Origin of the sequence: Haematobacter genomosp. 1, assembly GCF_002196855.1 — a bacterium.
In the GTDB taxonomy this organism is placed as follows: Bacteria; Pseudomonadota; Alphaproteobacteria; order Rhodobacterales; family Rhodobacteraceae; genus Haematobacter.
In genome coordinates, this window is sequence record NZ_NIPW01000008.1 from 123149 (window position 1) to 137279 (window position 14131).

Here is a 14131-nt window from a genome sequence, read left to right on the forward strand (position 1 = left end):
ATGCGATACGTGAAACATGCCGCCCTGATGCTGGCGCTGATGGCGGGTCCGGTCCTTGCCGAAACCCATGACGTGAAGATGTACAATCGGAGCGAGAACGGGGCGATGATCTACGAACCCTCCTACCTCCGCATCGCGCCGGGGGATACGGTGCGCTTCCTGTCCACCCAGCCCGGCCATAATGCCGCGACCATCGACGGGATGATCCCCGCGGGTGCCGAGCCATTCAAATCGAGGATCAACGAGGACTTTGCTGTCACGCTCTCTGCCCCCGGTTCCTATGGCATCAAGTGCTCGCCCCATTACGCGATGGGCATGGTGATGCTGATCGACGTGGGTGAGCCGGCGGAAGCCGACCTGCCGCCCGACCTGCCCAAACGAGCGTCGGAGCGGTTCCGCCAGATTCTGGACGCGCGGCCGGATGCCTGATCCGTTGGAAGTCATTCTGATCGGCATTGGCACGGGAAATCCCGAGCATATGACGCTTCAGGCGATCCGGGCGCTGAACCGGGCGGATGTCGTGCTGCTTCCACGCAAGGGGGCGGAAAAGGGCGATCTGGCCGCGCTCCGCCGGAGCCTCTTCGCGGATGTGGTCAGCAACCCAGCGACGCGGATGGTCGAGTTCGACATGCCCGTACGCGATGCGTCGATCCATGACTATCTCGCGCGCGTTGACGACTGGCACGATGCGATTGCGCGCGCCTGGCAGGACGCGTTGTCGGCATATCCCGATACGCGTGCGGTCGCGCTGATGGTCTGGGGCGATCCTGCGCTCTACGACAGCACGCTCCGCATCGCGGGCAGGCTCGGGCGACCCGCGCGCATCACGGTCATTCCGGGCATCATGGCACCGCAGGCCCTGACCGCCGCGCATGCCATTCCCCTGAATGCGGTGGGGGAGCCATTTCTTGTCACCACCGGGCGGAGGCTCCGGGAGGAGGGTTGGCCGGAGGGGGTGGAGACGCTTCTGGTGATGCTGGACGGGGACTGCGCCTTTCGGACGCTCGACCCGCGGGGCGTGACGATCTGGTGGGGGGCGTTTCTCGGCATGGCAAACCAGATCGTCTATCACGGCCCGCTGGCAGAGGCTGGCCCGCGTATCGCGGCGGCGCGGGCTGCGGCGCGGGCAGAACATGGCTGGATCATGGATACCTATCTTCTGCGCCGTCACTCGGCGAGCGCACCGTAGAGGATCAGCGTTGGCGCCTCCTCCCGTTGCGCGACGGCCAGCCGCCCGGCGAGACCGCCCACCGTGTCACGGTGGAGGGATTGGCGCGGGGTCGATACGCCTTCGGCCATGAGCGCGGGGGTGTCCTCCGGCAGGCCCGCCGCGATCAGCCGCTGGGCAAGCTCGGGGAAGGTCGCCCGCGCCATGAAAACCGCCGTGACTGCGCCCGGATCCGCAAGGGCGGACCAGTTCAGTTCTTCCGGCAGCGCGCCGGTCACGTCATGGCCGGTAACGAACTGCACCCGCCGCGCGACACCGCGCCGGGTCAGCGGAATGCCAGCAGCGGCGGCGGCGGCGCAGGGCGACGGCACGCCGGGGATGACCTCGAACGGGATATCCGCCTGGCGGAGGGTGGCGATCTCCTCCTCAAGCCGCCCGAATACGCCGGCATCACCGGATTTCAACCGGACGACCCGGGCACCGGTCCGGGCGTGATCGACCAGCAGCCTGCTCACATGGGCCTGCCGGGGCGAGGCGCGGCCCGCCCGCTTGCCGACGGAAATCAACTCCGCGCCGGGGGGCGTCATGTCGAGGATCGGACCGGCGGAAAGGTCGTCGTAGAGCACGACCTCTGCCCGGCGCAGACGGTCGGCGGCCTTCACGGTCAACAGCTCGGGGTCGCCCGGACCAGAGGAGACGAAACTGACGAAGCCGGTCATGAGGCCCTCGCGATCAGGTGAAAGAACGTGCCGCTGACGGTTCCGCGATGGGAGCCCGTCTCCGCAACGGGCGCGCTGTCGGCGTCCTCGACGCGGGCCAGCGGCGCGTCTGGCTGCGACAGGATTGTGGAATAGTGGAATTCGTGCCCCCTGAGCCGCGTTCCCGCCGGGAAACCGGGGAGTGGCGCCCGCAACTCCGCCATCCGGTAGCCGAGATGCATCCGCCGGGTGGCGTAGCTGGTGACAAGGCCAAGCAGCCCCGCCATCCGGTGCGAGGTGCCCTGCGCGTCAACCAGCGCCTCGCCCAGTACCATGTAGCCGCCGCACTCCCCGTGCACGGGCCGCGTCGCTGCGAACCGCCTCAGACCCGACAGGAACCTTTCCGCCGCCGCGATCCGGCCCGCGTGAAGTTCGGGATAGCCGCCGGGCAGCCAGCAAACCCCCGTATCGGGGGGCGCCTCATCGGCAAGCGGGGAAAACGGCAGGATTTCCGCACCCCGCCGATGCCAGCCGTCCAAAAGATGGGGGTAGGCAAAGGAAAAGGCCGCGTCCCGCGCCAGGGCAATCCGCTGTGCAGGCGGTGGCAGGTGCTCTGCCTCGATCGCCATTGCCCCGCCGGAGGCGGCGGCCTTCAGCGCGGCGAGGTCCAGATGCATGCGCAGGAAAGTGGCGTATCGGGCGACGGCTGTCTCCAGATCGGGATGCTCCACCGCTTGCACAAGTCCCAGATGCCGCTCCGGCAGGGCCAGATCACCCCGCCGGGGCAGGGCGCCGAAACAGGGGATGCCGACTTCCTCCAGCGACAGGCGGCACAGCCGCTCATGCCGGGGGGAAGCGACACGATTGAGGATCACTCCCGCCACGCGGACACCCGTGCGGAGCGCACCCAATCCCGCCGCGACCGCCGCCACCGTCTGTGCCTGACCGGAAACATCGAGGACCAGCACAACCGGCCAACCCGTCATCGCGGCGATGTCGGCACTGGCCCCGGTTCCCTGTTCGCCCGCGGTCGCCACCCCGTCGAACAACCCCATGGAGCCTTCCGCCAGGGCCAGCTCTCCGCCCCGTGCCAGTTGCGCCCCGAGGAGACCGGGCGGCATGGCCCAACTGTCCAGATTGAAGCTCTCCCGCCCGGAAGCGGCGCGGTGAAAGGCCGGATCAATGTAGTCCGGCCCGCATTTGTAGGGCTGCACCGCGATGCCGTCCTCTGCCAGACAGCGGAGCAGGCCGAGCATTACGGTCGTCTTCCCGGAGCCTGACCGGGGGGCGGAGACAAGGAGGCCGCGCGTCACGGTTTCACGGCCTCCAGCCGGCCTGCGCGAAAGCGGCGGTCGTAATCAGCGGCATAGAGGCGGCTTTCCTCGAATCCTTCTTGTGCGAGCGCAGGGCCGACAAGGATAAGCGCCGTGCGCTCCATCGTCTCGCCCACAAGGGCGGTGATGGAGGCGAGGGTGCCGCGCACCACCCGCTCCTCCGGCCAGCTTGCCCGCCAGACCACCGCCACCGGGCACTCCCGCCCGTAATGGTGTCCGAGCTCAGCCGCGATTTCGGCCAGCCGGTGAATGGACAGATGAAGGGCCAGCGTGGCTCCGGTCGCGGCAAAGGTCGCCAACCGCTCTCCATCCGGAAGGGGCGAGGCGCGCCCGCCCGTCCGTGTCAACACCACGCTCTGGGCAACGCCGGGAAGCGTCAGTTCCACGCCCAGGCTTGCGGCGGCAGCGGCAAAGGACGGCACACCGGGGGTTACCGTATAGGGGATGTCCAGCGCGCGGAGTCGCCGGATCTGCTCCCCCATCGCCGACCAAACGGAGAGATCGCCGGAATGCAGTCGCGCCACGTCCTGACCCGCGCCGTGAGCCGCCGCGATTTCCGCCACGATGGCGTCAAGATCCAGGGACGCGGTGTTCACCCTCCGGGCGTCGGGAGGGCAGTGAGCCAGCACCGCTTCCGGTATCAGCGATCCGGCATAGAGGCAGACGGGGCATGCCGCGATCAGATCACGGCCCCGGAGGGTCAGCAGGTCGGGTGCGCCGGGACCGGCGCCGATGAAGTGGACGGTCATGGAATGTCTCCTGTTACGGCGAGGGCGGCTGTCGCCATCCGGTCGCCGGATATGGCTCTGGGGCCTGCCAGCCGCGCGCCCGCTCCGGCCGCCGCGAGGGCGCAGGCCTCCGCCACGGAGCCGGTGCCACGGGCCGCGCGGGAGACGGGGCCGTCGCTCAGCGTCGATTGGGCGGACATGGCCTGTGGCGCTATCGGGATCAGCAGGTAGCCTGCCTCGCAAAGGGCGAGTGCCGCGGGTTGGCGCAGCTTGTCCTGCGGTAGCGCTAGGCGACGGCAGCCTTTCGCGCCCGCCCGTTCCAATGCATCGAGCACCGAGACCATCGTCGCCGCCCCGCGGAATCCGATACCGGCGATCATCGGGTGACGCTCCATTGAACCACCGGGTAGCTGGCCTTCCAGCCCCGTTTCCGCCCCAGCGGACGGGCCTCCGAAAGCTCGATGCGCAGGAGGCTGCCGCCGTGAACACCATGCCATCTGGCAAGCAGCGCCTCCGTCTCCAGCGTGACAGCATGGATCACAAGGCGCACGCCGGGCGCGAGCCGTTCCCAGAGCGCGTGGAGCAGGGCGTCATCGGCGCCGCCGCCGACAAAGACCGCGTGCGGATCACCCAGCGTTGCGATCACGTCCTGTGCCGCGCCCTCCCGCACCTCCAGCGCCACGCCGAGACTGGCGGCGTTGCTCTGGCAGCGGAGCGCGCGGGCGGGATCCCGCTCGATGGCGATGCAACGGGCGGTGGGATCGCAGAGCATCCATTCGATGCCGACGGACCCGGAGCCAGCGCCGATATCCCACAGCAGTTCCCCGCGACGCGGGGCGAGAGCGGAGAGCGCCAGCGCCCGGATGGGCCGCTTGGTGATCTGCCCGTCATGCGCGAACAGGCCGTCCTGCACCCCGGAACACCGCGGGATCACCGGACCCTCACCGGCGATTTCGAGCGCGGCGATCACCAGCGGATCGACATCGGTCAACGCAAACTCCGCCGCCGTGGTCCCCCGGATGCGTTCCGAGCCGCCGCCCAGCCGTTCCATGAGGGTAAGCCGCGTGGCGCCGAAGCCCTCGCCGGTGAGCCATTCGGCAAGTTCGCCAGCCGCTCCGCCGTCCCGAAGCGTCACAATGGCCCGAAGGCCGGGTGCGAGATGGCGGCGGAGAGACCCCAGCGGTGCTGCGTGAAGGCCAAGCCGCAAGGTTTCCTCCTGCCGCCAGCCGAGACGCGCCGCCGCGAGAGCGGTCGCCGAGGGCGCCGGGAAGGCCCGCCATTCCCCTTTGCCCAGCCGCCCCGTCAGCGTCCCCCCCGCGCCGTGCCAGAAGGGATCGCCGGACGCGAGCACCGCGACCTTTCTTCCCCGCAGCCTCAGGACCGGCTCCACCGAGAACGGCACCGGCCAGGCCCGCCGCTGTGGATGGTCTATCATGCGCAGATGCCGGGAACCGCCGAAGACCACCTCTGCCGCCGCAAGAGCACGGAGGCTTGCGGCGGACAGGCCATCCGGGCCATCTTCGCCGATACCGATGATCGAAAGCCACTCATTCATGCGTCCGACCCTGATCCTTGGCGGCACGACGGAGGCCAGCCGTCTTGCCGCCGCGATGGCCGATGCGCGGCTCCCTGCGATCCTGTCCTATGCCGGGCGCACCCTCGCCCCCCGTGCGCAACCGGTTCCCGTACGGATCGGCGGCTTCGGCGGGCCCGAGGGGCTGGCGGAGTATCTCCTGCGGGAGCGGATCGGCAGGGTCGTGGACGCCACGCATCCTTTCGCCGCGCGGATCAGCCGCAATGCGCGCGCTGCCTGTGACAGGACCGGCACACCGCTCCTCCGGCTGGAGCGCCCCGCCTGGAGACCGGGAGCCGGGGATCGCTGGGTGTCGCTGCCCGATATGGCAGCTGCGGCGGCTGCACTGTCCGGGTCGCCGAGGCGGGTGTTTCTCGCCATCGGGCGTCAGCATCTGGACGCCTTCGCGGGAGTTCCGCAGCATCGCTACCTGCTCCGTCTGGTCGATCCGCCCGCAACACCGCCGCCCTTCCGGGATTGCAGTGTCGTCATCGGGCGCGGGCCCTTCGATACCGGGGAGGAGCGGGCGCTTCTGGAGAGATACGGCACGGAAATCATCGTCACCAAGAATGCCGGTGGCGAGGGGGCGGTGGCCAAGCTCCATGCGGCACGCCTGCTGGGCCTGCCCGTGCTGATGGTCGAGCGGCCCGCCATTACGGGTGAAAGCGTAGCGGGAGTGGAGGACGTGCTCCGCTGGTGTCATGCCGACCTCGGGGTATAGACGAACGGGCCGACCCGGCGTGTCCGTGATGAGCCGACGATGACCACGGTGCGCATGTCCGCCATCTCCGGCAGGGCCTCCGACAGGGCAACGGTGCGGATCGCCTGATCGGGGGTGGACACGGCGCGGGCAAAGATCACCAACCGTTCAGGCTCGCACAGCTGCCGCAGGGCGGTCAGCACCGCACCGAATTGCGCGGGTCGCGTGCGGGACCGGGGGTTGTAGAACGCCATGGCGAAATCCGCCTCGGCCGCGAGCCGCACGCGCTTGAGCACGAGATCAAACGGTTTGAGGTTGTCGGAAAGGTTGATCGCGCAAAAATCGTGCCCGAGCGGAGCGCCTGCCGCCGCCGCCGCCGCCAGCATCGCGGTGATGCCGGGAAGGACGCGGATGTCCGTCTCCGCCCGTGACAGGCTCTGCGACGGGCTCTCCGACAGACTCTGCGGCAAAACCTCCAGCGCCTCGAACAGCGCCGAGGCCATGGCAAAGACGCCGGGATCGCCGGAGGAGACGATCACCACCCGCCGCCCCTCCGCCGCGAGCCGCAACGCATGATGGGCGCGGTCCAGCTCCTCCCGGTTGTCGGAGGCATGGCGCGACAGCCCCTGACGCGGGGCGATGCGGGCGACATAGGGCTGATAGCCGATGACGTCGGTGGCTTCGGCCAACGCCTGCTCCACCTCGGGCGTAATCATGCGGGAGGCGCCGGGGCCAAGGCCCGCCACGGTGATCCAGCCGGGCTGCGGAGCGGTCATGGCCGCCGCCCCCGACCATGCACGAGCGCGATGGCGAAATAGGGAACCTCCCCCTCCACCTCCCGCAGCGGGCGGACCCGTTCGGTGGGCATCGTGCCGTTTTCCACCAGCCAGGCGTCCGCCAGCCGTCCCGCGGTGGCCAGCGCACGATGCAGCTTGGCAAGATTTCGACCGATCTTCATGACGACCAAGGCATCGGTATCTTCTGCACGACGGGTCAGTTCGGCCTCTGGCAGGGTTGCGGGAACCACGGTCAGCACATCATCGCCCCAAGTGATCGGCCGGCCTGTCGCTGTCCAGCAGCCCGCCATGCCGGGAATACCGGGGACAACCTCCACCATCCCGGTGGGCAATCGCGAATGCAGGTGCATGAAGCTGCCGTAAAGAAAGGGGTCGCCTTCGCAGAGCACGATCACATCGGCCTTCCGGGCCTGCTCGGCCAGGCGCGCGGACCACGTGTCGTAGAACGGGGCGAGGGCGGCCCCATAAGCGGGGTCGCTGAAGGAAACCTCCGTCGTCACGGGATATTCCATCGGCCATTCCTCGGCCTCCGCGGGGATCAGCCCGTCAACGATGCGGCGCGCCTGTCCTGACCGCCCGGCCTTGCGGAAGTAGGCGACGATCCGGGCAGTGGTCAGGAGCCGATGCGCGCGCAGGCTCATCAGATCAGGGTCTCCGGGGCCAAGGCCGATGCAGATGACCTTTCCCATCACTCGCTCCGGCTGGCGAGAGCGTTGACCGCCGCGACGGTGACGGCGGAACCGCCGAGCCGTCCTTCGACGGCACACCACGGCGCGGGGTTGTCCGCGATGAGCGCCGCCTTGGATTCCGCCGCCCCGATGAAGCCTACGGGGCAGCCGACGATTGCTGCCGGACGCGGGCAGGCGGGGTCCTCAAGCATGTTCAGCAGGTGAAAGAGCGCGGTCGGTGCATTGCCGATCGCCACGACGGCCCCCGCCAGCCACGGACGCCACAACTCGAGTGCGGCAGCGCTTCGGGTGGTGGCCAGTCGGTTGGCCAGGTCGGGCACCTCCCTTTCGTGAAGGGTGCAGATCACCGCGTTCCCGGCGGGCAGGCGCGCGCGGGTGATGCCCTCCGCCACCATGCGCGCGTCGCAAAGGACCGGCGCGCCCGCTTCCAGCGCCGCACGGGCAACACTGGCGAAATCGCGGGAAAAGCGGATATGCGTGGCCAGTTCCACCAGTCCCGCAGCATGGATCATGCGCACGGCGACGGTCTCCTCCTCGGAGGTGAAGCCGGCAAGATCGGCCTCGGCGCGGATTGTGGCAAAGCTGGCGCGATAGATGGCCGCGCCGTCTGTTTCATAAAGGTGGGGCAAGCGGGCCTCTCAGCAGGGTATGAACATCGTCGATGGATAGGTCCGTCAGGGCGGGAGGGTCGCCCGCGCGCCCGCCGCGGATCAGGTCGAACCTGCCCATGCGGCCGGTGAGCGTGAGGGCTGCGGATCGTGGGTGGGCGCAGCCTTTTGCGCATCCCGACACATGCAGCGACACCGACCCCGGCAGGTGCGGGGCCAGCCATAGGGCAAGATCCCGTGTCACCACACTTGCGGAACCGCAGGCCGGTTGCCCGGGACAGGCGCTGACCCGGAGCCGGGGATCGGCCGGGTCGATGATCCAGTCCGGCGACGGGGGCACCGCCGCTTCCACGAGCACCGACCGCCAGGGGGTTAGCCGGAGGGGTGCCACGGCTAGCGCGCGGAGCGTCACCGCCGTCAACCGCCCGAAGGGCAGCGCCACGCAACTCCCCAATTCCGTCTTGCCGGGCCGGAGCGGCTCGCCCCGGAGCGGCGGAGACGCGACTTTCAGCGGAGGCTCACCCCCCGCGGCGATGAGAGTGGCCATACGGCGATGGCCAGCGGCATGCGCGCAGAACCACCGGGCGATATCCATTGCCCGCCCCACGGCTGTTGCCGCGCTGACCCGTTCGCCAAGCGCCATCCCGTCGGCCCGCACAATCAGCCCCTCCGCAGCGCGTTCGAGCCGTATATCGGCGGAGGCGCCGCCGAGGATCGCCCTTGCGCCGGTATCCACGGCAAAGCCGAATTTCGCGGGCAGATCCAGTTCCTCCGCCAGATCCTCTGCCAGCGCAGCCTCCAGCGCGGCGCTCAGTCCGAGGGTCTCTGCATCGTTCGCGATGGGCGTCGTCAGGATGTTCCGCCGCGCTTCTCTCGCCGGGTCGGCGTCCAGCATGCGGAGGGTGTCCAGTGCCTGGCGCAGTTCGGGAAGCGCCTCCTGCCGGATGCCACGGAGCTGAAGGCTCGCCCGGCTGCCAAGGTCGATCTCCCCCGACCCGTGCGACTCCGCCAGATCGGCGAGGGCCAGCGCCTGCCCGGAGCCGAGCCGCGAGGCCCGGGGGCGGAGCCGGACCATCAGCCCATCCCCGGCTTCCATGGGGCGAAGCGCGCCGGGACACCAGCCCTTCACGTTATGCCTCATGCCAGCCCCGTTGCGCGGCTGTTGGAGCGGGATTGCCAGAGGCCCGCTTCGGCAAGAGCTGCGAAACACCCCTCCATTGCGGCGAGCGCTACGGGATTGGCATGGGCGAGGAAGTCCCGAACGTCAGGATCATCCAGCGTCGCCGCGTGGTAAAGGTCGAACAGATGCGGGGGCACAACGCCTGCCAGATGGGCAAAGGCGGCCATGTGTTCGAGCGTGGCGGCGATCTCCGCCGCGCCGCGAAAGCCGTGCCGCATCATGCCGCGTATCCAGAGGGGATGGGCCGCCCGTGCCCGGACCACCCGGGCGATTTCCTCGGCCAACGGGCGCGCGCGGGGGCGTTCGGGTCGTGTCGCGTCAAGGTGGTAAAGCGCGGGGGCCGGCGCCCCGATCCGGGCCATTGCCGCCGCGAAACCTGCCTCATGCGCCGCATAGTCCTCCGCCAGCAGCAGGTCCGTCTCGGGGAGGTCCTGCGTGTGGACGAAGCTGTCGGCGCTCCGCAAGCGCTCCTCCAGCGCGGCACGGGCGGGAGCGCCGCTCGCATCGTGGGCGGAGGCCGTGAGCCATGCCTCGCCCGCCGCGCGGCGGTGATCCTCCGTCAGGCCGCCGAGCGCGATGCCAAGACCGTAGCTGCCCGGCTCCGGGCAGAAGACCCGCGGGCCACCGGGGGATGCGACGTAGGGGTTCATGTCCGCGGCCTCGTCCCTGAGGGCGAGCGCCCCGGCCGCGGCTTCGAAAAGCCGTGCAAGGTCGGGGAAGACATCGCGGAACAGGCCCGAAACCCGCAGCGTCACCTCCGTCCGCGGGCGATCCATGAGGGCGAGGGGGATGATCTCGTAACCCGTCAGCCGATCGGAGGCCTTGTCCCAGACCGGCGTCACACCCGCGAGATGCAGCGCCATGGCGAAGTCCTCTCCCGCCGTGCGCATCGTCGCCGAACCCCAGAGATTGACCACAAGCCCGCGTGGATAGTCGCCCCGATCCTGCAGGTGACGCCGGACCAGTTCCTCCGCCAGCTTTACCCCCTGTGCGTGAGCCGCGCGCGAGGGAACGGCACGCGGGTCCGTGCCATACATGTTGCGCCCCGTCGGCAGAACGTCACTGCGCCCGCGATAGGGTGAGCCGGACGGTCCGGGCGGCATGGGCTTGCCGGAAAGGGCGGCGGGGAGAGCCCGTTGCTCTGCCTCGACGGAGGCGGGATCCCCTGCCAGCCCGCCCCCCGCCTGCGGCGTGCCGCGACCCCATATGTGCAGTCCCTCGCCGAACTGGCTTTCCTTCACGTCGCAGACGAAGCGGTCGATACGCGGAATCGCCTCCGCCGCTGATGCGCTCCCCGGAAGGCCAAGGTCGTCCTCAATGCCCGCCCGCTGAGCCTCCTGCCGGATGGCGGAGATCAGCCGGGCGCGGCGCGGCGGGTCCAGCCCGTCGGCGGTGGAATACTCATCCAGCAGCCGCTCGATCCGCAGAAGCTCCGGCGAAAGGCCGCTCTCGGCCAGGGGCGGCGGCAGATGGCCGAGCGTCACGGCACCAAGGCGGCGGCGTGCCTGTGCGGCCTCTCCCGGATCGTTGACGATGAACGGATAGATCACCGGCATCGGGCCGGTCAGCGCCTGCGGCCAGCACACAGGCGAAAGCGCCGCGGCCTTGCCGGGCAGCCATTCCAGCGTGCCATGCGCGCCGATATGCACGATGGCATCCACCTGCTCGCGCAGCCAGAGGTAGAAGGCGGCGTAGGCATGGCAGGGGACGCGGGTCGTATCGTGATAGGCGTCCTCCCGGTCCTCTCCGCCGCCGCGCTCCGGTTGAAGCGCCAGCACCACGTTGCCGCGACGGGTGGCGTGAAAGGCGAAGCCCGCATCCGTGACATCGCCATGGGTCGCGCGCAGCTCCGCCTGCAATGCTTCGGGAAGGCTTTGGAGCGTGTGGCGGTAGGAGGCGAGAGGCCAATGCACCGTTTCGTCGAGCGCCGCTTCCAGCGCCGGGCCGGAGGGCGCCACATGACCTGCCTGGCGCAAATCCTCAAGCATCGCCTCTGCCGAAGCAAACACGTCGAGCCCCACGGCATGTGCCGCCCGGTGGGCCTTGCCGGGGTAGGTGGACAGGACAAGCGCCACGCGCCGCTCTGCGGGGGGCAGGCTTGCAAGCCGGTGCCAGGCGCGCACACGGGCGACCGTCGCGGCGATACCCGGCGCATCCGCCCCATGCCGGGACTGGGTGAACTGCAGATCCGCATTCCGGGCCCGCTGCTCCTTGAAAGAGATCACGCCTGCGCCGATCCGCCCGTCCACCTCCGGCAGCGCGACATGCATCGCCAGATCGGAGGGGGAAAGACCGCGCCCGGACTCCTGCCACGCCGCGCGTGTGGACGTGGCGTGGATGGCTTGAAACACCGGTACGCGGGCCGCCTCGAGCGGCGACGCCCCCTCGCTTCGGGCGGAGAAAGCGGTGGTGTTGACGATCGCCACAGGTGCCAGCGCAGGCAAGATGTCACGAAGCCATGCGGCGGCAGCGCTGTCCTTCAGGCTTGGCAGGAAAAGACCTGCGGCGCGAAAGCCCTCCCGCTCAAACCCCCGGATCAGCCCGGCGATCCCATCCGTATCCGCCGCGGCGAGCCATGCGCGATAGAACGGAATGGCGACGAGCGGCAGCGCGCCGCTGGACGGATCGCACATGGGGCCGGTATCGGGATGCCAGAAACCGAAGGAGGGCAGCGTCTTGGGCCCGGGGACGGGTCCGGCATACAGGCCCGCGGCCAGAGCAAGCTGTGCCAGAGCCCCTTGCGCCGCGATCTCTCCCCCTGCTTCGCAGAGGGTGGAAAGCCGCCGCAGCGTTGCCACGGGGAGCGTGGAGGCGGCGTCCAACGCCGGATCGGGGCACCCGTCTGCGGGCAGGATGGCAAGGGCGATGCCCCGCTCCCGTGCCAGTCGCGAAACCTGCTCCACGCCGTAGGACCACCAGGATGCGCCCCCGATGAGCCGGATCAGAACCCCCTTCACCCCCGAAAGCGTACGGTCAACATAAGTGTCCACGGACAGCGGATGGGCGAGCGCGGACAGATTGGCCAGCCGCAAGGACGGCAACCCCTCCCGCCCCCGATGCCAGCCCGCCGCGAAAGCCCCCAGATCGCTGTCGGAAAACGACAACACCACAAGGTCCGCGGGCGATTGCCCCAGATCCTGCGGGGTGGCCGTCTCCTCCAGCCCGTGGCTTTCGCGGAACAGGACGTGCATCAGAGGAGCGCCGCACGCACGGCTTCGGCATCAAGATCGCCCTTCTCCGCGATGATGACGAGCCGCCCCTGCCGCGGTTGCTCCCCCCAGAGGCGGTCGAACTGATGGCGGACGCGCGGGCCGACGGCCTGAACCAGAAGGCGGAAGGGCCTGTCCGTCACCGCCACATGGCCCTTCACGCGGAGGATCCTCTGCTCACCCGCCAGCGCCGCGACCCGCTCGGCGAGCACCTGAGGATCGGCTATCTCCGGCATGTCGAGGACAATGGTATCGAAATCATCGTGGTCATGCTCCTCCTCCCCGTCGTGGTGGGAGGGGCGGGCGTCTAGCCCATCCTCTGCCGCGGCGTTGAGGCCCAGCACGACGCGGGGGTCGATCACGCCTTCGGTGAGCGCGATCATGGGCAGCGCGCGGGGTGCTTCGGCGCCGATCACCCTGCGCGCCTCGGCCAACCCGGCCTCACCGGCCAGATCGGCCTTCGACAGCAGCACGATATCGGCGCAGGCGATCTGATCCTCGAACACCTCCGACAGCGGCGTCTCGTGATCGACCTCCGACGCGTCGCCCGGATGTGCGGGATCGGGCGCGAAAAGGCCCTTCGCCACCGCCTCCGCATCCGCCACGGCCACCACGCCGTCGATCGTGATCCGCGAGCGCAGGTCGGGCCAGTCGAACGCCTTCAGCAACGGCTTCGGCAGGGCAAGGCCGGAGGTCTCGATCACGATATGATCGGGCCGCGGCTCCAGCGCCATCAGCCGCTCGATGGAGGGGATGAACTCATCGGCGACGGTGCAGCAGATGCAGCCGTTGGTAAGCTCGACGATATTCGCCTCCGGGCAATCGGCATCCGCACAGGCGCGGATCAGGTCGCCGTCCACCCCGACATCGCCGAATTCGTTGACCAGCACCGCCAGCCTGCGTCCGCCGGGGTTCTGGAGAAGATGCCGGATCAGCGTGGTCTTTCCCGCGCCCAGAAATCCGGTGACGATGGTGACAGGGGTCTTTTCGATGGACATTCAATCCTCCAGGGGCGGTATGCGGGCGATGGTGTTCTTGCGGATGACTTCGGGCCGTGCGCGCCACGGCACCACGCCATCGGGCGCGGTCGCATAGGCGTGGATCATGGCGATCAGGTCATCGAGGTGGAGGTCCGGGTTCAGGGCGCCCTGCACATAGGTCCAGCGCCCCGGCCCGCGAAGCACCACGGCACAGCCCCGCGAACAGGCTGACAGGCACGGCTGGCGCCGGTGGTCGATGCCTGCGCGCGCAAGCGCGTCGGACAGACGCGCGCCATCGCGGGGCGCATCGGGGGCCACGGTTGGATCGGCACCCTGCAGGCGGCAGGTGGTACAGACCACCAGTTCCATTGCATCGCTCATCGGCCCCTCCGGCCAGACGGTCTTGGCGGACGGGAGCAGAACGGGGCTGCCGGAACGGCAATCACCGCCCTGCGGCACACCCCGGC

15 protein-coding genes are annotated in these 14131 nt (G+C 69.4%); 3 read left to right on the forward strand and 12 right to left on the reverse strand.

The genetic code is table 11. The features are described 5' to 3' along the window. Positions 1–429 carry a pseudoazurin gene (locus CDV49_RS05910; protein ID WP_088214641.1) on the forward strand — a complete coding sequence of 143 codons (429 nt, stop codon included), beginning with the start codon at positions 1–3 and terminating at the stop codon, positions 427–429. Beyond that, positions 422–1189 (forward strand): precorrin-6A synthase (deacetylating), encoded by a 768-nt coding sequence (gene cobF / locus CDV49_RS05915; RefSeq protein ID WP_088214642.1) that lies wholly within the window; start codon positions 422–424, stop codon positions 1187–1189. The genes CDV49_RS05910 and cobF overlap by 8 nt, the downstream gene beginning before the upstream one ends. Here the strand turns inward: cobF and cobA are convergent. From cobA to cbiE, 5 genes are read right to left on the reverse strand one after another with little or no spacing between them, the layout of a single operon-like run. Next, positions 1168–1887 (reverse strand): uroporphyrinogen-III C-methyltransferase, encoded by a 720-nt coding sequence (gene cobA / locus CDV49_RS05920; RefSeq protein WP_088214643.1) that lies wholly within the window; start codon positions 1885–1887, stop codon positions 1168–1170. The genes cobF and cobA overlap by 22 nt on opposite strands. Then, on the reverse strand, positions 1884–3179 hold the full coding sequence (locus CDV49_RS05925; RefSeq protein WP_088214644.1) for a cobyrinate a,c-diamide synthase: 1296 nt from the start codon (positions 3177–3179) through the stop codon (positions 1884–1886). Before CDV49_RS05925 ends, cobA begins: the two co-directional genes overlap by 4 nt. Further along, entirely contained in the window at positions 3176–3949 is a 774-nt protein-coding gene (cobM, locus tag CDV49_RS05930) for a precorrin-4 C(11)-methyltransferase (RefSeq protein ID WP_088214645.1), read from the reverse strand. Before cobM ends, CDV49_RS05925 begins: the two co-directional genes overlap by 4 nt. Then, on the reverse strand, positions 3946–4308 hold the full coding sequence (locus CDV49_RS05935) for a cobalamin biosynthesis protein (protein ID WP_088214646.1): 363 nt from the start codon (positions 4306–4308) through the stop codon (positions 3946–3948). The genes cobM and CDV49_RS05935 overlap by 4 nt, the downstream gene beginning before the upstream one ends. Next, the gene (gene cbiE, locus CDV49_RS05940) at positions 4305–5483 is read right to left on the reverse strand and encodes a precorrin-6y C5,15-methyltransferase (decarboxylating) subunit CbiE (protein ID WP_088214647.1); all 1179 of its coding nucleotides are present in this window, start codon (positions 5481–5483) and stop codon (positions 4305–4307) included. Before cbiE ends, CDV49_RS05935 begins: the two co-directional genes overlap by 4 nt. On the opposite strand from cbiE, the gene CDV49_RS05945 reads away from it, so the two are divergent. After that, positions 5482–6222: a cobalt-precorrin-6A reductase gene (locus tag CDV49_RS05945; protein WP_088214648.1), complete on the forward strand. Its 741-nt coding sequence runs from the start codon at positions 5482–5484 to the stop codon at positions 6220–6222. The genes cbiE and CDV49_RS05945 overlap by 2 nt on opposite strands. Here the strand turns inward: CDV49_RS05945 and cobJ are convergent. From cobJ to CDV49_RS05980, 7 genes are read right to left on the reverse strand one after another with little or no spacing between them, the layout of a single operon-like run. Continuing rightward, positions 6201–6977 carry a precorrin-3B C(17)-methyltransferase gene (gene cobJ / locus CDV49_RS05950; RefSeq protein WP_088214649.1) on the reverse strand — a complete coding sequence of 259 codons (777 nt, stop codon included), beginning with the start codon at positions 6975–6977 and terminating at the stop codon, positions 6201–6203. The two genes, CDV49_RS05945 and cobJ, sit on opposite strands and share 22 nt — an antisense overlap. Further along, the gene (cobI, locus tag CDV49_RS05955; protein ID WP_088214650.1) at positions 6974–7687 is read right to left on the reverse strand and encodes a precorrin-2 C(20)-methyltransferase; all 714 of its coding nucleotides are present in this window, start codon (positions 7685–7687) and stop codon (positions 6974–6976) included. Before cobI ends, cobJ begins: the two co-directional genes overlap by 4 nt. Further along, on the reverse strand, positions 7687–8316 hold the full coding sequence (locus CDV49_RS05960; RefSeq protein WP_088214651.1) for a precorrin-8X methylmutase: 630 nt from the start codon (positions 8314–8316) through the stop codon (positions 7687–7689). Before CDV49_RS05960 ends, cobI begins: the two co-directional genes overlap by 1 nt. Continuing rightward, complete coding sequence (locus CDV49_RS05965) at positions 8300–9436, reverse strand: hypothetical protein (RefSeq protein ID WP_088214652.1); 1137 nt, start codon at positions 9434–9436, stop codon at positions 8300–8302. The genes CDV49_RS05960 and CDV49_RS05965 overlap by 17 nt, the downstream gene beginning before the upstream one ends. After that, positions 9433–12666: a cobaltochelatase subunit CobN gene (gene cobN / locus CDV49_RS05970; protein ID WP_088214653.1), complete on the reverse strand. Its 3234-nt coding sequence runs from the start codon at positions 12664–12666 to the stop codon at positions 9433–9435. Before cobN ends, CDV49_RS05965 begins: the two co-directional genes overlap by 4 nt. After that, complete coding sequence (cobW, locus tag CDV49_RS05975; RefSeq protein ID WP_088214654.1) at positions 12666–13682, reverse strand: cobalamin biosynthesis protein CobW; 1017 nt, start codon at positions 13680–13682, stop codon at positions 12666–12668. Before cobW ends, cobN begins: the two co-directional genes overlap by 1 nt. Then, on the reverse strand, positions 13683–14045 hold the full coding sequence (locus CDV49_RS05980; RefSeq protein ID WP_088214655.1) for a DUF1636 domain-containing protein: 363 nt from the start codon (positions 14043–14045) through the stop codon (positions 13683–13685). It abuts the gene before it with no gap. Positions 14046–14131 lie beyond the last annotated feature (86 nt).

What these genes read in the sequence shown, in the direction of transcription:
- cobA (WP_088214643.1), bottom strand. Translation starts at nt 1,887, where the DNA reads ATGACCGGCTTCGTCAGTTTCGTCTCCTCTGGTCCGGGCGACCCCGAG.
- CDV49_RS05910 (WP_088214641.1), top strand. Translation starts at nt 1, where the DNA reads ATGCGATACGTGAAACATGCCGCCCTGATGCTGGCGCTGATGGCGGGT.
- cobM (WP_088214645.1), bottom strand. Translation starts at nt 3,949, where the DNA reads ATGACCGTCCACTTCATCGGCGCCGGTCCCGGCGCACCCGACCTGCTG.
- cobF (WP_088214642.1), top strand. Translation starts at nt 422, where the DNA reads ATGCCTGATCCGTTGGAAGTCATTCTGATCGGCATTGGCACGGGAAAT.
- cobI (WP_088214650.1), bottom strand. Translation starts at nt 7,687, where the DNA reads ATGGGAAAGGTCATCTGCATCGGCCTTGGCCCCGGAGACCCTGATCTG.
- cobJ (WP_088214649.1), bottom strand. Translation starts at nt 6,977, where the DNA reads ATGACCGCTCCGCAGCCCGGCTGGATCACCGTGGCGGGCCTTGGCCCC.
- cobW (WP_088214654.1), bottom strand. Translation starts at nt 13,682, where the DNA reads ATGTCCATCGAAAAGACCCCTGTCACCATCGTCACCGGATTTCTGGGC.
- cbiE (WP_088214647.1), bottom strand. Translation starts at nt 5,483, where the DNA reads ATGAATGAGTGGCTTTCGATCATCGGTATCGGCGAAGATGGCCCGGAT.
- cobN (WP_088214653.1), bottom strand. Translation starts at nt 12,666, where the DNA reads ATGCACGTCCTGTTCCGCGAAAGCCACGGGCTGGAGGAGACGGCCACC.
- CDV49_RS05945 (WP_088214648.1), top strand. Translation starts at nt 5,482, where the DNA reads ATGCGTCCGACCCTGATCCTTGGCGGCACGACGGAGGCCAGCCGTCTT.
- CDV49_RS05980 (WP_088214655.1), bottom strand. Translation starts at nt 14,045, where the DNA reads ATGAGCGATGCAATGGAACTGGTGGTCTGTACCACCTGCCGCCTGCAG.
- CDV49_RS05935 (WP_088214646.1), bottom strand. Translation starts at nt 4,308, where the DNA reads ATGATCGCCGGTATCGGATTCCGCGGGGCGGCGACGATGGTCTCGGTG.
- CDV49_RS05965 (WP_088214652.1), bottom strand. Translation starts at nt 9,436, where the DNA reads ATGAGGCATAACGTGAAGGGCTGGTGTCCCGGCGCGCTTCGCCCCATG.